Origin of the sequence: Microbacterium sp. RD1 (genome assembly GCF_052220165.1) — a bacterium.
Lineage (GTDB): Bacteria > Actinomycetota > Actinomycetes > Actinomycetales > Microbacteriaceae > Microbacterium.
The window spans coordinates 609,764-629,822 of record NZ_JBQPOL010000002.1 but is presented as its reverse complement, the minus strand read 5'-3'; the positions used below and the strand labels follow the sequence as shown (position 1 = coordinate 629,822).

Annotated in this window: 14 protein-coding genes; 10 read left to right on the top strand and 4 right to left on the bottom strand. The window is 69.0% G+C overall.

Going from position 1 to position 20,059, the window contains the following annotated elements:
- Positions 1-15 precede the first annotated feature (15 nt).
- The 4 genes from purE (at position 16) to ACTU3I_RS11875 (ending at position 5,749) form a co-directional block, all read left to right on the top strand.
- Positions 16-483, top strand: coding sequence for a 5-(carboxyamino)imidazole ribonucleotide mutase (gene purE, locus ACTU3I_RS11890; protein ID WP_442926401.1), 468 nt, complete (start codon positions 16-18; stop codon positions 481-483).
- A complete protein-coding gene (locus ACTU3I_RS11885; RefSeq protein WP_442925900.1) occupies positions 480-1,949 on the top strand; it encodes an LCP family protein in 1,470 nt (489 codons plus the stop codon). The genes purE and ACTU3I_RS11885 overlap by 4 nt, the downstream gene beginning before the upstream one ends.
- The gene (locus tag ACTU3I_RS11880) at positions 1,946-3,028 is read left to right on the top strand and encodes a glycosyltransferase (RefSeq protein WP_442925899.1); all 1,083 of its coding nucleotides are present in this window, start codon (positions 1,946-1,948) and stop codon (positions 3,026-3,028) included. The genes ACTU3I_RS11885 and ACTU3I_RS11880 overlap by 4 nt, the downstream gene beginning before the upstream one ends.
- Positions 3,029-3,118: 90 nt before the next feature.
- The gene (locus ACTU3I_RS11875; protein WP_442925898.1) at positions 3,119-5,749 is read left to right on the top strand and encodes a hypothetical protein; all 2,631 of its coding nucleotides are present in this window, start codon (positions 3,119-3,121) and stop codon (positions 5,747-5,749) included.
- Positions 5,750-5,782: 33 nt separating this feature from the next.
- Here the strand turns inward: ACTU3I_RS11875 and ACTU3I_RS11870 are convergent, their stop codons facing one another.
- Both ACTU3I_RS11870 and rfbB read right to left on the bottom strand, forming a co-directional pair.
- The gene (locus ACTU3I_RS11870) at positions 5,783-7,192 is read right to left on the bottom strand and encodes a sugar nucleotide-binding protein (protein ID WP_442925897.1); all 1,410 of its coding nucleotides are present in this window, start codon (positions 7,190-7,192) and stop codon (positions 5,783-5,785) included.
- A complete protein-coding gene (gene rfbB / locus ACTU3I_RS11865; RefSeq protein ID WP_442925896.1) occupies positions 7,192-8,190 on the bottom strand; it encodes a dTDP-glucose 4,6-dehydratase in 999 nt (332 codons plus the stop codon). The genes ACTU3I_RS11870 and rfbB overlap by 1 nt, the downstream gene beginning before the upstream one ends.
- Before the next feature lie 67 nt (positions 8,191-8,257).
- On the opposite strand from rfbB, the gene rfbA reads away from it, so the two are divergent.
- Genes rfbA through ACTU3I_RS11835 form a run of 6 tightly spaced genes read left to right on the top strand, consistent with a single transcriptional unit; the run spans position 8,258 to position 17,074 of the window.
- Positions 8,258-9,130 (top strand): glucose-1-phosphate thymidylyltransferase RfbA, encoded by an 873-nt coding sequence (gene rfbA / locus ACTU3I_RS11860; protein ID WP_442925895.1) that lies wholly within the window; start codon positions 8,258-8,260, stop codon positions 9,128-9,130.
- 17 nt (positions 9,131-9,147) lie between these two features.
- Positions 9,148-11,085: a rhamnan synthesis F family protein gene (locus ACTU3I_RS11855; RefSeq protein WP_442925894.1), complete on the top strand. Its 1,938-nt coding sequence runs from the start codon at positions 9,148-9,150 to the stop codon at positions 11,083-11,085.
- Positions 11,082-13,022, top strand: a complete 1,941-nt coding sequence (locus tag ACTU3I_RS11850) for a rhamnan synthesis F family protein (protein WP_442925893.1) — start codon at positions 11,082-11,084, stop codon at positions 13,020-13,022. Before ACTU3I_RS11855 ends, ACTU3I_RS11850 begins: the two co-directional genes overlap by 4 nt.
- 38 nt (positions 13,023-13,060) lie before the next feature.
- Positions 13,061-13,975 (top strand): ABC transporter permease, encoded by a 915-nt coding sequence (locus ACTU3I_RS11845; RefSeq protein ID WP_442925892.1) that lies wholly within the window; start codon positions 13,061-13,063, stop codon positions 13,973-13,975.
- A gap of 2 nt (positions 13,976-13,977) precedes the next feature.
- Positions 13,978-15,192 (top strand): ABC transporter ATP-binding protein, encoded by a 1,215-nt coding sequence (locus ACTU3I_RS11840; RefSeq protein WP_442925891.1) that lies wholly within the window; start codon positions 13,978-13,980, stop codon positions 15,190-15,192.
- Positions 15,193-15,199: 7 nt separating this feature from the next.
- Positions 15,200-17,074 (top strand): glycosyltransferase, encoded by a 1,875-nt coding sequence (locus ACTU3I_RS11835; protein ID WP_442925890.1) that lies wholly within the window; start codon positions 15,200-15,202, stop codon positions 17,072-17,074.
- Between the two features lie 48 nt (positions 17,075-17,122).
- Here the strand turns inward: ACTU3I_RS11835 and ACTU3I_RS11830 are convergent, their stop codons facing one another.
- Both ACTU3I_RS11830 and ACTU3I_RS11825 read right to left on the bottom strand, forming a co-directional pair.
- Positions 17,123-18,529, bottom strand: a complete 1,407-nt coding sequence (locus ACTU3I_RS11830; RefSeq protein ID WP_442925889.1) for a glycosyltransferase — start codon at positions 18,527-18,529, stop codon at positions 17,123-17,125.
- Complete coding sequence (locus ACTU3I_RS11825) at positions 18,526-20,037, bottom strand: DUF2142 domain-containing protein (protein ID WP_442925888.1); 1,512 nt, start codon at positions 20,035-20,037, stop codon at positions 18,526-18,528. The genes ACTU3I_RS11830 and ACTU3I_RS11825 overlap by 4 nt, the downstream gene beginning before the upstream one ends.
- Positions 20,038-20,059 lie beyond the last annotated feature (22 nt).

Sequence of the window (20,059 nt, the reverse complement as noted above, 5' to 3'; positions counted from 1 at the left end):
GTGGTCGGCGTCGTCATGGGCTCCGACTCGGACTGGCGGGTCATGAGCGACGCCTCCCAGGCGCTCACCGAACTCGGCGTGCCTCACGAGGTCGAGGTCGTCTCCGCCCACCGCACGCCGGACAAGCTCCTCCGCTACGGGCGAGAGGCCCGCGGCCGAGGGCTGCGGGTCATCATCGCCGGCGCCGGCGGTGCCGCACACCTCCCGGGGATGCTGGCGTCCGTGACGGCGCTTCCGGTCATCGGCGTCCCGGTGCAGCTGGCCACCCTCGACGGACTCGACTCACTGCTCAGCATCGTGCAGATGCCCGGCGGGATCCCCGTCGCCACGGTCTCCATCAACGGCGCGAAGAACGCGGGGCTTCTGGCCGCACGCATCCTCGGCGTCTCTGACGCCGCACTCGGTGACCGGATCGAGCAGTATGCGCGCGACCTCGAGGGTCAGGTCGAGGAGAAGAACCGCCGTTTGAAGGACTCGCTGTGAGCGCGACGGTGCCGCCGCGCCCCCGCACGCGACCGCGGGCGGTGGTGGAGACGCGGCCGTTGCGCAACCCCGACACCGCCTCGCGCCAGGTCATGACGCGTCGCGGCTGGTGGCTCGTTCTGCTGAACGTGCTCATCCCGGGATCCGCGCAGATCCTGGCCGGCAACCGCCGTCTCGGTCGATTCGGCCTCGCCGCCACCCTGACCCTGTGGATCGCCCTGGTCCTCGTGGGGGTGCTGGCGCTCCTGTGGCCGACGCAATTGGGCGTTCTCGTCACGGGCGTGTGGATCCCGGAGTGGCTGGCGTGGCTCCGGTGGCTGCCGCTCACGCTCGTGCAGCTCGTGATCGTCGGGTACGTGGTGCTGTGGGTCGTGCTCACGGTCGACACCCTGAGGCTCGTGCGCCTCGTCCGAACCGGCTCGCTCGCGCGCTTCGGCATCGCCGCCGTCAGCATCCTGCTCCTGGTGGGCGTCGGATCAGGTGCCGCGTGGGCCGTGCAGACGGCCGGGACGGTGCGCGACACCCTCGGCGCGATCTTCGGTCAATCCGGTCCGGTCGTTCCGCCGTCGGACGGCTACTACAACGTGCTGCTTCTGGGCGCCGACAGCGGCGAGGGGCGCGACTCCATGCGCTTCGACAGCATCTCCGTCGTCTCTGTCAACGCGACGACCGGGGCGACGACGATCACCGGCATCCCGCGCGACATGCCGAACTTCCCCTTCGCGCCCGGACCGATGCAGGACAAGTACCCCAACGGCCACGAAAGTCATTCCGACCCCAGCTGCGGCTGGGGGAGCGGGATCAACCAGCTCCGCACCGAGGTGGAGGTGTGCCAGGACGGCAACGCCCTGTACCCGGATGCGGTGACGAACGGGTCGAGCCCCGCCATCGAGGCGACCAAAGACGCCGCCGAGGGCATTCTGGGCATCGAGATCCCGTACTACGTCTTCATCGACATGCACGGCTTCGCCGCGCTCGTGGATGCGCTCGGCGGCGTCGACATCACCGTCGCGGAGCGGCTGCCGAAGGGCGGCGGACCGGCATACTCCGGCCAGCCTGCCGAGGAGTGGGCGATCGGCTGGATCGAGCCCGGCCCGCAGCACATGGACGGCGACACCGCCCAGTGGTATGCCCGGTCGCGCTATACGACGAGCGACTTCGACCGCATGGCGCGCCAGCGTCAGCTGCAGGAGGCGATGCTCGCTCAGTTCACCCCGTCGAACGTGCTCACCCGGTTCCAGGATGTCGCGGCTGCGGGGACAGCCATCGTCGAGACCGATGTGCCGCAGCCGCTGATCCCCACCCTGCTGGATCTCGCGCTGAAGGCTCAGGAGCTCCCCGTCACGCCCATCGAGCTGACGCCCGCGGGAGGGATCGACGAGTACGCCCCCGACTACGCGTACATCCAGGAGATGATCCGGACGACCCTTCACCCGCCGACTCCGACCGCGGAGCCCGGGACGTGACGGCGACGCTGCGCGTCGTCCTCGATCAGCTCGTCGCCCCGACGCAGCCCGATATCGCCGAAGCATCCGGAGAACTGACGCGCGCCCTCATCGCCGCCGCACCGAAGGGGGCGGATGTCGCCGCCATCGTCCCGCGCGGCGGGGACGTCGCCCTGGACGGACTCGCCGATGTGGTGCGGCTGGCCCTCGGCCGGCGCGAACTGGCCGCCTCCTGGCAACTGGGCGTCGTGGCCGGCGTCGGCAAGGGCATGATCCACTCGCCGACCCTGCTGGCTCCTCTCGTGCGGCACGACCGCGTGCACGAGACGCACCAGATCGTCGTGACCCTGTGGGATCTGCGCGCCTGGGACGCGCATCCGTCGATGCCACGCAGCGACGTGCTCTGGCACAGGGCGATGCTCAAGCGCGCCGAGAAGCACGCCGACGCTGTCGTCGTGCCCGCGCACGCGATGGCGGAGCGGCTCACCGAGATCGCCCCGAAGCTCGCCGGACGCATCCGTGTCGTCGCCGGTGCGCCGCCGGAGGGCTTTCGCGAGCCGACGGATGCGGTGGGGAGGCGCCGATCCCTCGGACTGCCGTCGACCTATGTGGTTCTGAGCGCGTCGCCGACGGACGGCTCCCTCGCCGACGGCATGGCCGCGCTGAGAGGTATGCCGCAACAGGTCGTCGTCATGGACGTGCCCGAAGGGGAGGAATCCGCCGTGCGGGATGTCGCCGCAGCCGGCGGGGTGGCCGAAGAACGGGTGCGCGTCCTCGGCCCGATGGAGCCGGCGGATCGCGCCGCCGTGTGGGGGGCGGCCGCGCTGCTCCTCGCGGCATCCCCGGCGGCGAGCTGGCCCTGGCGCGTCGTGGAGGCGCTCGCGCTCGGCGTGCCCGTCGTCGCCGTCGACGCGGCCGTGCATCGCGAGGTGCTCGCCGATGCGGCGCTGCTGACCGAGCCGAGCGGTCTGTCGGCCGCGGCCGCGCGAGCGATCGGGGACGGCGCCGAGCGTCTCCGCGTGCTCGCTGCCGACCGCGGGAAGACGTTCTCCTGGCGCGACGCGGGCGAACGCGTGTGGCAGCTGCACGCCGAGCTGTGAGCGCGAGCGAGGCGCCCGGCAAGTCCGACACGCCGGGCGCTTACGCGGCGTAGCCCGGGTATCGCGAGCCGCATCCGTCACACTGGTGACATGCATGTGCGGTGGAAGAAGGCGAAGACGCGCGCGGCCACGTTCCTCGCTGTCCTCGGTCTCGTGCTCGGAGTGACGGTCGCCGTCAGTGCGAGCGACACCGCCGATGCGGCTGATCTGTCGCAGTTCCGCGCCGGCAACATCATCAGCGACCAGGTGTTCTACAACAGCGCGTCGATGACCGAAGCGCAGATCGCCGCGTTCATCAACTCCAAGGGCCCGAACTGCGCTTCAGGCAGGACCTGCCTGAAGACATGGCGGGGTCCGTCCGAGTCCAAGCCCGCGAACCCCATGTGCTCGGCGTTCCAGGGCGCGCCGTCGGAAACGGCGGCCTCCCTCATCTACAAGGTGTCGCGCGCGTGCGGCCTCAACCCCCAGGCCATCCTCGTCATGCTCCAGAAGGAGCAGGGTCTGGTGACCTCGTCGGCTCCCTCCGACTACAACTTCAACTTCGCGCTGGGCTACAACTGCCCGGATACGACCGGATGCACCGCCAACGGCATGGGATTCGCGACGCAGATCTACGGCGGAGCCTGGCAGCTGAAGCGCTACTCCAATCCCCCGGGGACGAGCAACTACTTCAACTGGTTCGCTCCCGGGCGCACCTGGAACGTGCTGTGGCATCCTGACGCCGCGCGCTGCGGCAGCGGGGCGGTCTACATCGAGAACCAGGCGACGGCGAGCCTGTACTACTACACGCCGTATCAGCCCAATGCCGCGGCGCTGCGCGCCGGATACGGGACGGGCGACGGATGCTCGAGCTACGGCAACCGCAACTTCTACCAGTACTTCACCGATTGGTTCGGCCCCACGCAGGGCGGGGGAGACCCCTTCGGGAATGTGGAGTCGCTCCAGAGCGTCGCCGGCGCCATCCGCGTCACCGGATGGGCGGCCGACCCCGACACGAAGAACCCCATCGAGGTCCATGTCTACGTGGGAAGCGTGGGGAAGGCGTTCACGGCATCGCTCGAACGTCCCGATGTGGGCGCGGCGTATCCGTCCGTCGGCTCGAAACACGGCTTCGACGTCAGGGTGGCCGTTCCGGCCGCCGGCGCGCACACCGTGTGCAGCTACGCGATCAACGTCGGCACGGGAACGAACCGGCTGATCGCCTGCGGCACGGTCACGGTCACCGGCACCATCGATCGTGCACGCGTTCCCGTCGGCGCCCTCGACTCGGTGACGGCGTCGGGCAGCACGGCGACCGTTCGCGGCTGGGCGCTCGATCCGGACACCGCGAAGCCGATCTCCGTGCGTGTCTCGGTCGGCGGCAAGACGACCCAGGTGCTTGCTGACGTGAGCCGCCCCGACGTCGCGGCGCAGTACCCGAATGCCGGTGCCAAACACGGCTTCTCCACCAAGGTCGCCCTTCCGGTCGGCACCTCGAACGTGTGCGTCACCGCCATCAACAACGGAGTGGGCGGGGACAAGGAGATCGGCTGCCGTGCGGTCACCGTCGCTCCGCCGTTGCCGACCGCGCCGAAGGCCCCGATCGGGCACTTCGAGTCGTTGGGCACGTCGGCGGGGATGCTGAGCATCGGTGGCTGGGCGCTCGACCCGAATGTGGCCAGCCCGATCTCGGTGCACGTGTACGTGGACGGCGTCGGCAAGGCGTATACCGCGAACGTGTCGCGTCCGGATATCGCGGCGGCGTATCCGGGCTACGGCGACAAGCACGGCTTCGTGATCCAGGTGCCGGCGTCGCCGGGGGCGCATCAGGTGTGCGTGTATGCGATCGACAACGCCGGTGGGGACAACCCGACCCTCGGTTGCCGGTCCGCGACGGTCTCGGGGACGACGCCGACGCCCAAGCCGACTCCCAAGCCGACGGCTTCCGCGACTCCCAAGCCGACGCCGACGCCGACAGCGACGCCGAAGCCGACTCCCAAGCCGACGCCCACGCCGACGTTGCCGACGGCGAACAGAGCGCCGGTGGGCAACTTCGAGGGCTTGTCGGCGGCGGCGGGCACGATCACCGCCTCGGGATGGGCGCTCGATGCGAACGTGACGAGCCCGATCGAGGTGCATGTCTACGTGAACGGCGTCGGCAGGGCGTACACCGCTAACGTGTCGCGTCCGGACATCGCGGCGGCGTATCCGGGCTACGGCGACAAGCACGGCTTCGTGATCCAGGTGCCGGCATCGCCGGGCACGCATCAGGTGTGCGTGTATGCGATCGACAATGCCGGCGGCGCCAACCCCAACCTCGGCTGCCGTTCCGCGACGGTGTCGGGAGCCGCACCGGCACCGACGCCCAAGCCGACGCCGACACCCACGCCCACGCCGACGCCCACGCCCACGCCGCCGCCCTCGGCGAACCGGGCACCGATCGGCAATTTCGAAGGGGTGTCTGCCGCGGCGGGGACGATCTCGGCCTCGGGATGGGCGATCGACCCCGACACGGCCAGCCCCATCGAGGTGCACGTCTACGTCGACGGCGTCGGTCGCGCATACCCCGCGAACCTGAACCGTCCCGACGTCGCGGCGGCTTTCCCCGCCGCCGGACAGCCGCACGGGTTCGTCGCGTCGATACCGGCGGCATCCGGTGTCCGCACGGTCTGCGTCTACGCGATCGATGCCAGTGGGGGCGTCAACACGACGATCGGATGCCGGAGCGTCACCGTCCCGTAGGCTCTCACCTCCGCGGCACGCAGCCGCCGGTCGTCACGTCGTGAGATATCGCCTGAGCATCGTCGCCGCGTAGGCAGGCTCGAATCCCGTGGCACGGATCTTGGCCAGGTCGAGCACGCTGCTCCGCGGGCGCGGTGCGACCGGCCCGCTCGCGGCCGCGAAGTACTCCTCGGTGCTCACCCCGCTCACTCGTGAGCGATCGTGGCCGGTGAGCGCGAAGACCTCCGCGGCGACGTCCGCCCAGGTGAGGCTCTCCCCGTCGCAGGTGAGGTTGTACGTGCCGAACGCTGCGTCCGATTCGAGGAGGTGGGTGATTCCCCGGGCGATCTCGGAGGTGAAGGTCAGTCGTCCGCGCTGATCGTCGACGACCTTCGGGTCCACTCCGCGTTCGGCCAACGAGGCCATCGTGGCGACGAAGTTCTTCCCGTCGCCGATGACCCAGCTCGTGCGCACGATGTAGTGACGCGGCGCCGTCGCTGCCGCGGCGTCGCCGGCGGCCTTGGTCTGGCCGTACACGCCGAGGGGGGCCACGGCGTCGTCCTCGGTGTAGGGACGGTCCGCGGTGCCGTCGAACACGTAGTCGCTCGAGACGTGGACGAGCGTGATCCCATACGTCGCGGCGATACGCGCCAGCGCGGCGACCGCCGTCGTGTTGGCCGCCCACGCGTCACGCCGACCGTCCGGTGTCTCCGCGAGATCGACGGCGGTGTACGCCGCGGCGTTGACGATCGCTCCGTACTCGCGCCAGCGACGCGCCGAGTCCAGCTCGCGGTCGGTGAGATCCAGGTCGGCCCGGGTGGCGTACTCGACGTGAGGCGCGTCGCCGAACTCCGCATGAAGCGCACGTCCCAGCTGGCCGCCTGCCCCGAGCACGAGCACCTTACGCGGCGCGATGGGCGTGACATCCGCCAGTCGCGGGTGGGCGAGATCCTTCGCGGAGATCTCGACGTCCGAGAGGGGGATCGGCCACGCGATCGCCGCGGTCTCGTCGGCCAGGTTCAGGAACGCGTACTCCGCGTCGGGCGACCAGTGGTCGTTCACGAGGTAGGTGTAGGCGGTATCCGCCTCGAGCGTCTGGTAGGAGTTGCCCACTCCTCTCGGCACGAAGATCGCGCGGGACGGGTCGAGCTCGGTCGTGAAGACCTGACCGAACGACGGTCCATCGCGCAGGTCGACCCAGGCGCCGAAGATACGCCCGGCGGCCACCGACACCCACTTGTCCCACGGTTCGGCATGGATGCCGCGCGTCGTGCCCACGGCGTCGTTGAACGAGATGTTGTTCTGGACCGGGCCGAAGTCGGGGAGGCCGAGAGCGATCATCTTCTCGCGCTGCCAGTTCTCCTTGAACCAGCCCCGCGAATCCCCGTGCACGGGGAGGTCGAACACGACGAGACCGGGGATGTTCGTCTCCGTGCGGGCCAGGGCCTTTCCGAACGACGTCATCACTGCCCCTTCGACGCGTAGAACGCCTCGACGCCGTCCTTGGCGGGCGCCCACCACGCCTCGTGATCGCGGTACCACTGGATCGTGGCGGCGAGGCCGGCTTCGAAGTCCTGATAGGCGGGCTGCCAGCCCAGTTCTGCGCGCAGCTTCGTCGAGTCGATCGCGTAGCGGAGGTCGTGTCCCGCGCGGTCGGTGACGTGGTCGTACGCGTCCGCGGGCTCGCCCATGAGCGTGAGGATCGTCTCGACGACCTCCTTGTTGTTTTTCTCGCCGTCGGCGCCGATGAGATACGTCTCGCCGATCTCGCCCCGCTCCAGGATGGCGAGCACCGCCGAGGAGTGGTCCTCCGCGTGTATCCAGTCGCGCACGTTCACCCCGGCCCCGTACAGCTTCGGGCGGACGCCGCGGAGAACGTTCGTGATCTGGCGGGGGATGAACTTCTCCACGTGCTGGTAGGGGCCGTAGTTGTTCGAGCAGTTGGAGATCGTCGCGCGGACGGCGAACGAGCGCACCCACGCGCGGACCAGGAGATCACTCCCGGCCTTCGTGGACGAGTAGGGCGAGGAGGGGTTGTAGGGCGTCTGCTCGGTGAACCGTGCCGGGTCGTCGAGTTCGAGATCCCCGTACACCTCGTCGGTCGAGATGTGATGGAAACGGCGGTCGTGCCGGCGGGCGGCCTCCAGCAGCGTGTAGGTGCCGACGATGTTGGTGTCGAGGAACGGCCGTGGCTCGTGCAGGGAGTTGTCGTTGTGCGACTCGGCGGCGTAATGGACCACGGCGTCGACGCGGGAGAAGAGGTCGTCCACGAGTGCGGCATCCGTGATGTCGCCGTGGACGAAGGTGAAGCGGTCGGGCGAGAGGCCCTCGAGCGAGGCGAGGTTGCCGGCGTACGTCAGCTTGTCCAGGACGGTGACGTGGTCATCGGTGTGCTCGAGGACGTGGTGGACGAAGTTCGAGCCGATGAAACCGGCACCGCCAGTGACGAGGAGCCTGCGCATCGTTCCAGGATACTGCGCTGCTGCTGCGAGGTTTGGCGCTCATCCGGGCATGCCAGAGACTAGAGACATGCGTGGCATCATCCTGGCAGGCGGCACCGGCTCTCGACTGCACCCGATCACCCTCGGAATATCGAAGCAGCTCGTGCCGGTGTACGACAAGCCGATGATCTTCTATCCGCTGTCGACGCTCATCCTGGCCGGCATCCGCGACATCCTGATCATCACCACGCCTCAGGATTCCGAGCAGTTCCAGCGTCTGCTCGGCGACGGCAGCCGATTCGGCGTCTCGATCACCTACAAGTCGCAGCCGTCCCCGGATGGGCTGGCGCAGGCGTTCATCCTCGGGGAGGAGCACATCGGCGACGAATCGGCGGCGCTGGTGCTCGGTGACAACATCTTCTACGGGCAGGGGATGGGGACGCGACTGCGCCAGTACACCGAGCTGTCCGGCGGCGTCGTGTTCGGCTATTGGGTCGACGACCCGACCGCCTACGGCGTCGTCGAGTTCGACCGCGACGGCAACGTCGTCTCGCTCGAGGAGAAGCCGCTGGCGCCGAAGAGCAACTATGCCGTCCCCGGGCTCTACTTCTACGACAACGATGTCGTAGAGATCGCGAAGAACCTCACCCCGTCTCCGCGGGGCGAGCTCGAGATCACCGACGTCAACAAGGCCTACCTGGAGCGCGGCGACCTGAAGGTTGAGCTGCTGCCCCGCGGGACGGCGTGGCTCGACACGGGCACGTTCGACTCCCTGAGCGAAGCGACCGACTTCGTCCGCACGGTCGAGAAGCGGCAGGGGCTTTCCATCGGGTGCCCCGAAGAGGTCGCGTGGCGTATGGGCTTCCTGACCGACGACGAGCTGCGTCAGCGCGCCGAGCCGCTGGTAAAGAGCGGCTACGGGGCGTATCTCCTGAAGGCGCTGCAGCAGGGGCTGCGCTGAACGCCGCCGAGGTGTCGATGACGTCCGAACATTCGAGTACCACGCCGGCTCCCGCCGGAGGCTCCCGGCTCATCGTCTACGCGCTCGGTCGCGCGGACGGCCGGGCGGACGACTTCGTGCTCCACGCGCTGGCGGCGCTGCGCCCGCACGCGACGCGGCTCGTGGTCGTCGTGTCTGAGGACGCTCCCGATGCCGAGCGCGATCGGCTCCGCGCCGTCGCCGATCACCTCGTCACCGTTGCGGCTACCGGATTCGACGCGGGCTGGTACGCGCACGCGGTCGAGACCGAATCGAACCCCTCCCGATACAGCGAGGTCGTGCTCACCGGAGACTCGTGGTTCGGTCCGGTCTCCGACGTCGCTTCCGTGCTCACGCGCATGGCCGATGATCCCGCAGTCGTGTGGGCGATGATCCAGAACGCCGGTGGACCGCCGGAGACCTTCCCCGACGCCGGCTTCGCCCGTCCCGTCCTGCCCTGGGCGTGGACGGCGGTGAGAGCGGCCGCTTTCGCGTCCGGTCAGTGGCATCGCTATTGGGCCGAGCGGCCCGCGGGCGGCGGGCCCGAGGAGGAGGCGGCGTTCCTCCGTCATTTCGAGCGCGCCGGGAGCGAGCCGTCGTTCGCGTTCCCGGCGGCAGCGTACCCGAGCGCCGATCCGGCGCTGTTCACTCCGAGCCTCTTGCTGGACGACGGATGCCCGTTCGTCCTCCGAGCCCTGTTCCTGCAGTACCCGCCCTTCCTCGATCGGTTCGCCGTCATCGGACGGGAGATCCTCCAGCATCTGGACGATCTCGGCTTCCCGATGGGCATGGTGTGGCAGAACCTGGCCCGCACCGTCCAGCCGAAGGCGCTCTACGCGATCGGGGGCATGGTGGAGGTGCTGCCGGACGTCGACGTCGCCTACGACCACGCAGCTCCGCTGCGGATCGCGGCGATCGTGCACGTGAGCGACCTCGTCTCGGTGCAGGATCTGTTCTCCCGGCTCGCGTATCTCCCCTCGCCGTACCACCTCTACGTCACCACGACCGACGGCAAGCGTGCGGCGAAGCTCCAGAGACTGCTCGAGCGCCTGGGGGATCCTCATCTGACCTCGTTCGATGTGCGGGTCACTCCTGCCAGCCGCGGGCGTGACATGAGCGACTTCTTCGTGGGATGCCGGGACGTGCTGCTCAGCGGGGACTTCGACCTGGTGGTCAAGGTCCACGCGCGTCGGACGCGCGCGAAGACCGTCAACGTGCGCCGATACTTCCGGCGCTACCAGTACGACAACCTGCTGCACAGCCGCGGTTACGTCGCCAACCTGCTGGCCCTGTTCCAGAAGGAGCCCGGCCTGGGTGTGGTGTTCCCCCCGATGATGCACATCGGCTACTCCACGATGGGCCACGGCTGGGCCGGCTTGCGCGATACGGCGGAATCCCTGGCGCAGGAGGTGGGGATCACCGTGCCCTTCGACGCCGTCTCCCCTCTGGCCCCGTTCGGCGGGATGTGGATCGGCCGGCCCGAGGCGCTCGCGCCACTGCTGCGCAGGCGATGGATGTTCCGGGACTATGCCAAGCGGGCCGGCCAGCCCTACCGCAATCTTGCGCGCGTCCAGGAGCGGCTCATCGCCTATGCCGGTGCCGAGCTGGGCTATCACGCGCGGACGGTGCTGACTCGCGAGCACGCGTCGATCAGCCACACCATCCTGGAGTCCAAGATCGACAACCTGTTCTCGACCACCCGGGGCTGGCCGGTCGAGCAGATCGCCCTCATGCAGCGCGCCGGCGATGCGGGGCACTTGGGGACCGTCGCCCTCGTGCGCATGTACATCAGGGTGAATCACCCGCGCGTGGCTCGAGTCACCATGCCGCTTTTCGAGATGGCGCTGCGCGCCGTGGTCGTCCTCAAGTACGTACGTCGAGGCGCGCGCATCCTCGCGATCGTCATGCGAGGGCGCACGCCGGAGGGTGGACGATGAAGACCGCGGAACTGATCACTTTTCCGTCCAGGGACGCCGGTGAGTTCCCGCCCGGCGGGCGACGCCTCCTGATCTACGTCGTCTACGACGTCCGAGGCGACGTGGAGGAGTACATCCCCTATGCTCTCGCGGGATTGCGAGAGCATTGCGACCACATCATGATCGTCGCCAACGGCGTGCTGACGGAGGTCGGCCGCGCGCGCCTGGAGCCGTTCTCGGACGAGATCATCGTCCGAGACAATCGCGGGTACGACATCTGGGGCTACAAGGCCGGGCTGGATGCCGTGGGCGAGGGCATCGCCGACTACGACGAGGTGGTGCTCGCCAACGACACGTGGTTCGGCCCCATCCGGCCGTTCGGGCCCCTCTTCGAGAGGATGGATCGCAGCGCGCTCCACTTCTGGGGGATGACCGATCACGTGCGGGTCGAGCCGAATCCGTTCACGAACACCGGATACCTGCCGTATCACCTGCAGTCCTACTGGCTGGCGGTGCGGCGCGACATGTTCCTGTCGCCGGACTGGATCGAGTACTGGCGCGATCTGCCACCGATGGAGACGTACGCCGACGCTGTCGTGCGGCACGAGGGCGTGTTCACCGAGCACTTCACCGATCGCGGCTACGTGGGTGAGGTGGCCTTTCCCACCCTCACCGACAGGGTGGAGAACCACGCGGTCCTCTACGCCGAGCAGCTGATCCGGGCAGGGTGCCCGACCCTCAAGCGGCGTCCGTTCTTCCAGTGGCCCGCGTACCTCGATCACCTCGCGGTCATCGGCCGATGGACGCTGGACGCCGTCGAGGAGTACGGCTACCCGATCGAGCTGATCTACGCCGATCTGGCGCGCAACGTCGAGCCGCGCACCCTCAACGCCGACGCCGCCATGCTCGAGGTCCTGCCCGACGCGGAGACCGCCTACGACCGGGAAGCGCCGCTTCGCACCGTCGCGATCGTCCACATTTTCTACCCCGAGATGACCGACGAGCTGCTCGACCGTGTCGACATGCTGCCCGGTGCCTACGATCTCGTCGTGACCACGTCGGACGACGAGAGGGCGCTGCGGATCCGGGAGGCCATCGCGGTCAGGACGGCGCGGGGATCGGTCGAGGTGCGCGTCGTCGATTCCAACGACGGACGCGATCAGTCGGCGTTCCTCATCGGATGCCGCGACGTGCTGCTGAGCGACGAGTACGACCTGGTGGTCAAGCTCCACTCCAAGAAGACCCCCCAGGATGCGCACAACGTGGGCCGGCATTTCAAGCGGCAGCAGTTGACGAACTTGCTGAACAGTCCCGGGTACGCCGCCAATCTCGTCGGACTCTTCCAGCGTGAGCGCGGTCTCGGGCTGGTGTTCCCGCCGACGATCCATCTGGGCTACCCCAGCCTCGGTCATGGGTGGTGGGCGAACAAGCCGGCGTTCGAAGCCCTCGCCCGCGACCTCGGCATCCGGGTCCCGATCGACGACATCTCGCCGTTGGCCCCCTTCGGATCGATGTTCATCGCGCGCCCCGCCGCACTCCGGCTCCTGGTCGAGCGCGAGTGGACGTATCCGCAGTTCGGGGGAGAGGCCGCCTACCAGGACGGCGGACTGGCGCACGTGCTCGAGAGGATGCCGGTGTACGCGGCCGGGGAGCGGGGATATCACAGCCGCACGGTCGCCAACACGGAGTACATCGCCTCCAGCTACGCCGCGCTGGATTACAACCTCGATCAATTCTCGAGCACACTGCGCGACAGCACGATGGAGCAGATCCAGATGCTGCGCGCGGCCGGGCCCCTGGAGTACGCGACGCTGACGGACTTCGCCCGGATGTTCGCACGGTTGCGCCGACCGGCCGCAGAGGAGACCCTCGTGCGCGCCGCGGAGCGGATCCTGAGGGTGCGACGCGCGGTAGGTCGGGTCCGGGCCGCTGCCCGGCGACGACTCCCGCGGCGTTGATGAGTGTCTCAGCGGGACACGGCTACGATGAACCGGTCATGCCCGAATACGTCTCCGCCGCTGAAGCGCGCTTCGCCCGCCTCGACGGGCTGCCCATGCGCAGCGTCGGCGCGCCGGGATCGGGGTGGGAGGCCTTCGCGCGTCCGGTCCGCGAGATCTTCGCGCACCGCGAGATGCTCGGACTGCTGGTCCGCCGCGACCTGAAGGCGCGGTACAAGGACTCGGCGCTCGGGTTCCTGTGGGCGCTGGCGCGCCCCCTCGTCCAGCTCGCCATCTACTACGTGGTGCTGGGGCACTTCCTGGGCGCCGCTCGGGGGATCCCGGACTTCGCGGTCTACGTCTTCGCGGGCCTGACCGCCATGGGGCTGTTCCAGGAGATCGCCGTCGGCGGCACCGGGTCGATCATCGCCAACTCGGGCCTCGTCAAGAAGGTCTACATGCCGCGCGAGGTGTTCCCGCTTGCCAGTGCGGGGTCGGCGCTGTTCAACTTCGGCGTGCAGATCATCGTGCTCCTCATCGCGACCCTGCTCGTGGCGAAGCCGCCGATCACCCTCGACTTCTTCTACGCCATCCCGTCGCTGGCCGTCCTGCTCGTCTACGCGCTCGCCTTCGCGCTGCTGTTCTCGGCGTTCAACGTCTACTTGCGCGACATCCAGTATCTCGTCGAGGTGGCGACGATGCTGCTGTTCTGGATGTCGCCGATCGTCTACTCATGGCAGATGGTGGCGTCGATCATCACGAACCCGATCCTGCTCGAGGTCTACACCGACAATCCGCTGACGCTGGCCGTGCTCGGCTTCCAGCGCGCTTTCTGGGTCGCGGGTGAGGACATGGCGCATCCGTCCCACTTGCTCCTCCGACTCGCGATCGCGCTCGTGATCGGGCTCGTCCTGCTGGTGATCAGCCATCGCGTCTTCCTGCGCCTGCAGGGCGATTTCGCACAGGAGCTGTGAGCATGACCACCACCTCTCCGGCCTCTTCTCTCGCGCACACCCGACCAGAGGTCGTGCGCATCAGCAACGTCTCGAAGCGTTTCACGGTGCGCAAGGACTCCTCCCTCAAGGAGCGCATCGTCACTCTCGGCAGGGCCGGCCGTGCGCACAAACAGGATTTCTGGGCGCTCAGCGACGTCAGCCTCGACATCCGCGCGGGCAACACGATCGGTCTCATCGGGCACAACGGCTCCGGCAAGAGCACGCTGCTGAAGGTGATCGGCGGAATCATCCAGCCGACGTCGGGTTCCGTCGAGCAGCGGGGTCGGATCGCGGCGCTCCTCGAGCTCGGAGCCGGCTTCCATCCCGACCTCACCGGGCGGGAGAACGTGTTCCTCAATGCGTCGGTGCTCGGACTGAGCGCCGAGGAGACGGCAGCGCAGTTCGACGCCATCCTCGAGTTCTCCGGCGTCGGTGAGTTCATCGACACGCAGATCAAGTTCTACTCGTCGGGGATGTACGTGCGCCTCGCGTTCGCGATCGCCGTGCACACCGATCCCGACATCCTTCTCGTCGACGAGGTGCTCGCCGTCGGTGACGAGCAATTCCAGCGGAAGTGCCTCGACAAGATCAGCGAGTTCCAGTCGGAGGGCCGCACGATCATCATCGTGAGCCACGCCCTCGACCAGATCGCGGCACTCTGCGACCGCGTCATCCTCCTGAACCGCGGACAGATGGTCTACGACGGCATCCCCGCCACCGCCATCGAGCGCTTCCGAGAACTCCTCGCCGACAACGCGGTCGGTCAGGCCCGGCCGGATGAGATCAGCACCGCGATGGCCATCCAGGGCATCGAGGTCCTGGGCGCGGACGGATCGGCGCGGCCGACGCTCTCCGTGGGCGAGCCTTTCGTCATGCGGGTGCGCGTCAAGTCGTACCTTCCCGTGCGCGAGTGGGCGATCGGCTTCAGCATCGACACGGCCATGGGGCAGATGGCCCTCGCCTCCAACACGGACCTGCTCGAGTTGCAGCTCGACCCCCTCGACGGCGAGACCTCGGTGGACATCGCGGTGGACGGCGCGCAACTCAGTCCGGGTCGCTACGTCGTCAATGCGAACGTCTCCGGCATCAGCGTCAGCGCTTCGCACTCGCTCATGCAGGGTGCGCAGTTCGAGGTGGACGGGCAGCAGAGAACGATCGGTCCCGTCGCGGCCGCCATCCGCGTCACCGAGAAGTAGTCCGCCGATGCCGGCAGGCTCGCGCGGGCGGAGCGTCCAGCGCATCCTGTTCCCGCAGCCGGGAGACGAGGCCGCTCGCGGTCTCTACGTCCGCGCCCAGCCGGATGCGGTCTCGTGGGACCGGTCGAGCCTCACGATCGCGGGCGGCGCCACGGCATCCCTGGCGACGTATTTCGGCGCCTTCCCCGCCGGATACTGGCGGGCGCACACGAGTGTGGCGCAGATCACCGTCGAGGCCCAGCTCGACCGCCCGGCGACGGTGCGGGTGTGCGCCGCCGATGATCGGATCGGGCGCCGTGTGCTGGCGACCGTGGCTGCGGACGGCTCGTTCTCGTGGAGCGTCGCCATCAGCGACGGCGCCTGGTTCTGGCTCGAGATCGACGCCGGCGCCGAAGGAACGACACTGCGCGACGGCGCGTGGTTCGCGGGGGAGGCGGCCGCCGCGACGACGACGGTCTGCATCACGACGCACAATCACGGAGCGGACTGCGTCGATGTGCTTCGACGCCTGGCCGCGGACGAGAGCGTCGCCGAGCATGTGGCCCGGGTCATCGTGGTCGACCAGGGCGATCGCCCGGTGCGCGAGGCGCCCGGCTTCGCCGAGGCCTCCCTCGTCCTCGGTGAGCGGCTGAGGCTGATCGAACAAGCGAACCTGGGGGGATCCGGCGGATTCAGCAGGGGCATGATCGAGTCGCTCGCAGAGGACGCGAGTCATGTCCTGCTGCTCGATGACGACGTGCTGCTCGAGCCGGAGTCCCTTCGGCGCATGCTCGCCTTCGCGGCGCGGTCGTCGGGGGAGCGGATCGTGGGCGCGCAGATGCTGAGCCTCACGGACAGAACGCTCCTGCACTCCGTCGGCGAGCGGATCGAGAAGCGGAGGTTCTGGTGGACCTCGGTCGAGCCGGACCTGGCGCCTATCGACGTCGCGTCGGCGACGCTCGAGGACACTCCGCGTCTTCGCGCCCGGCACGACGTGGATTTCAACGGGTGGTGGATGTGTCTCCTGCCGCTGGACCTCATCCGACGGGTGGGTGCGTCCCTTCCGCTGTTCATCAAGTGGGACGATGCCGAGTTCGGCCTCCGAGCCCGCGCGGACGGCGTGCCGACGGTGACCCTCCCGGGTGCTGCGATCTGGCACATGCCGTGGACCGGCAAAGATGACGGCCTGGACTGGCAGGCGTATTACCAGTTGCGCAATCGCCTCGTCGCGGCGCTGATCCACTCACCCGCGCGGCGGGGCGGTGGGGTGCTGTCCTCGTCCTTTGCGCAGGACGTCAACCACCTGCTCTGCCTGCAATACGGATCGGCAGCCGCGCGCCGCGTCGCCGTTCACGATGTGCTGCGCGGCCCTGGTCATCTGACCCGCACGATCGCGCGTCGCACCCCCGACATGCGCTCCCTGATGGAGCGCGCCGGTCAGACTGTCGTCCCCGACGCCGACCTTCCCCGCGCCCGTGGCGAGGCGGCACCGACCCCGCCGGCCGGACGCCTGGCGAGCGTGCGACGCCTTCTCCGCGTCGCGGCGCACCAACTCACACCGGCCCGCCCTGCGAGCGGGTCGGTGGAGGTCGCGCTTCCGCGCGCCGGCGGCAAGTGGTGGGCGCTCGGGCTGGTGGACAGCGCGACGGTCGAGAGTGCGACCGGGCGTGGTGCCTTCATCGCGCGTCGCGACCCGCGACGGTCCGCTCGGCTGCTGTGGAGCGCGGCCAGCCTCCGTGCCCGTCTCTGGGCGCGCTGGCCGCGGCTTGCACGCGAGTATCGCGCGGCCGCGGCGGATCTGGCCTCGCCCGCGACCTGGCGCGAGGTGTTCGAGCAATCCGGCACCGGCGCGGGGAACGCCGAGCCGGGGTCGAGCCCTCGCAGCTCCGACGAGCGGGCCTGAGCCCGCGTCGACGGAGCGGAGGACACGAGGCTCGCACAGCGCGCGGCTTCAGTCTCTCTGGAGGCGTTCCCTGCGGGTCAGCATCTTGCTGCGCACGAGGGCGGGCCCGCCCTGCTTCCAGTAGTGGCGCAACAGCGCGACGTCGCGGCGCAGTCCGCGCGGCATTGCGAGGATCTTCTCGAATGACGTTCCGCCCGCCGCCACCCTGCGCAGCACGAGCTCGCGATCGGGGGCCGGACGAGGGTCGATGCAGAACTCGATCAGGGGAGCCAGGGCCCGGGACCAGGTGAACTCCTCCCGCACGGTCTGCAGGCTGCGCAGCGCCGCCTCGCGCGCCGAGCCGTCGCTCACCATCTCGACGATCGCCGATGCCAGCGCGGGGGCGTCGCGAGGCGGGACGACACGCCCGATGCCTCGCTCCCGGATGAGGGTGGCGAAGCTGTCGCCGTCGGTGGCGACGATCGGGAGTTGCGCCCACAGGTAGTCGAGGATGCGGGTTCGGAAGGCGAACCGCGTCTCGGCGTGCAGGACGTGGGTGCTCACCCCGACATCGGCGTCGAGCAGATAGTCGGCGCGGCGCTCGTAGTCGACCCAGGTGTCGTTGAAGAACACGGTGCGGTCTATCAGGTCGAGGCGCTCGGCCGTCGCCACGGTGTCGGTGAGAGCCTGCATCTCCGGGATGTCGGGATTGAAGTGGCGCGCGCTGAGGAAGAAGAGCTTGATCTCGGGGTGCTCGTGCGCGAGCAAGCCCATGGCCTCCACCAGGGTCGCCGGATCGAACCAGTTGTAGATGCCTCCGCCCCAGATCAGCACCTTGTCGTCGGCGCCGATCCCGGGGACCGTGCCCTTGATGCCGTGTCGCCGCTGGACGGGAGGGTCGTCGGAGAGGCCGAACGGCACGAGCCGCACCAGCGACTCGAAGGTGGGATCGACGGCGTAGGTCGTCGGATTCAGTCGGCCCATCGACGACAGTCCGCCGAGCCACAGGTCGCGCTGCGCCTCGGAGGCGCACAGGAACGAATCGGCCCTGCTGAGCTGCTCGTTCAGCAACGACACCGCCTTGGTGACCTCGTCGGCCCATTCCGCGGCCGGCGCATACTTGTTCATCTCCAGCTGCTCGAGCTGGAACGGGTCGTACAGGTCGGCGACGACGATCTTCTGTGTCTGCGCGACGCTCGGAAAGGTCCGAAACGATGTGCCCTGCACGATGATGACGTCCGCCCACTGCTCATGGTCGCGCATCCGACGATCGTCCGCCTCGCGCACGTGCGCCGTCTCGAACCGGTCGGACGAGCGTTCGATGCGATTCCACGAGACGATCCGCACGTCGCACGCGGCCGACAGCGCCTCGGCCATATGCCACACGCGGATCGCCGGCCCCGCCATGCGCTCGCCGATGAGGTCGCCCGTGATGATCAGGACGCGCGTGCGCGCCGCCGCAGTTCCCGGCGTCACCGCGTCGTCGCGCTCTCGGCGTCGGTTGCCGCGCTCACCCGGATCGGGGTCTCGTCGGCCGCACTCTCGGCCGGCAGTCGCAGCGCGAGAAGGGCGAGAACGGCGGCGAACGCCAGCCCGCCTCCGACCCAGACGAAGAGGGGGCTGGGCATCCAGGCCCACCACCACTCCGCGTCGGCGCCGGGGTCGGCCGTGAACCGGTCGAGACCGGTGGTGTAGCGCTGGATGTTGGTGTGCAGCGCGACGACGTTCGCCAGCGCGAGGGCAGCGACCACGGCCCACGCGCGGAACCCGGCCCAGGCGCGAGCGATGTCGAGTCGAGCGGAGGCGACGCCGATCGTGACGATCATGAGCGGCAAGAGGTAGCGCGGCTGGATGAGCTCGCCGACGAGCATGCGGGACTGGCCGAGCAGGACGACCGGAACGAGCCACATCGCCGCCACCCCGAGGGCGATCGCCACACCACGCCGCACCGACGCGCGTCCCCCGCCGACGAAGAAGGCCCCCCAGAACACCGCGCCTGCGAGCACCATCACCACCGCCGGCATCGGGGTGTCGAGCCAGCCGAGTCCCCATCCGCCCTGAGCTCCGGCCCAGAGCGTCGGAGCGGAGAGCAGGTTCGAGAGGTGCTGAGAACCGGACAGCGGAGGGCGGTCGCTGTCGATGCCGCCGACGATCGACGATCCCTGCCAGGCACTCAGATAGAAAGCGACGCTCAGCACCACGATGACCGCCGCGGTAACGGTGGGGACCAGGGGAGGGCGTTTCCACCGCAGACCCAGCACGAGCGCCATTCCCACGCCGAACACCGCGTAGACCGCGGAATCGGCGCGCGCTCCGGCCCCGAGCACGGTGCCGAGGACCGCGAGGCCGGCGAGGATCCACCTGCGTCGGCCGTCGGTCTGGAGTGCGCCGTACAGCGTGATCCAGACGACCGCCGCGGACAGCAGCGCCCAGGAGGACGGGTTCGTCGACCCGTAGACGAACATCCCCAGCGGGACGGCGGTGACGATGACCGAGATCAGCAGCGCGGGGCGAAGCCGGCGGGGGAGCGCGAAGAAGGCCCCGGCGAGGACGCCGACGACGAGGGCGCTGTTGACGAGCTTCATGACGAGCACCGACGCCGCCACATTCGGGCTAGCGAACACCGACATGGCGCCGTAGAAGAGGGGAGGGTACAGGCGGTCGACGTTGGCGCGCTGAACCTTCGACAGTCCTTGGGCCTCGCCGTTCCAGCAGTCGGCACTGGCGCCGTTGTTGTAGGCGTAGCACGTGGCCGTCGTCACCGGCGTGGGCACGTATCGCTCGACGGCGTCGTCGTCGCGGTTCTCGCACAGCCCGTCCCGATCACCCAGACCGCACCAGATCGACGCGAGGTGGAAGTCGTCGTCCGGCGACGCACCGACCGGCGACGAGAGCGACCAGGCGCCGAGCGACAGGAACGCCAGTAACGGGATCAGGATCGAGACGACCAGCGTGCGGCGAGGCGATCCGGTGCGGCGTGTCACCTCAGCATCGTACCCGCAGGGG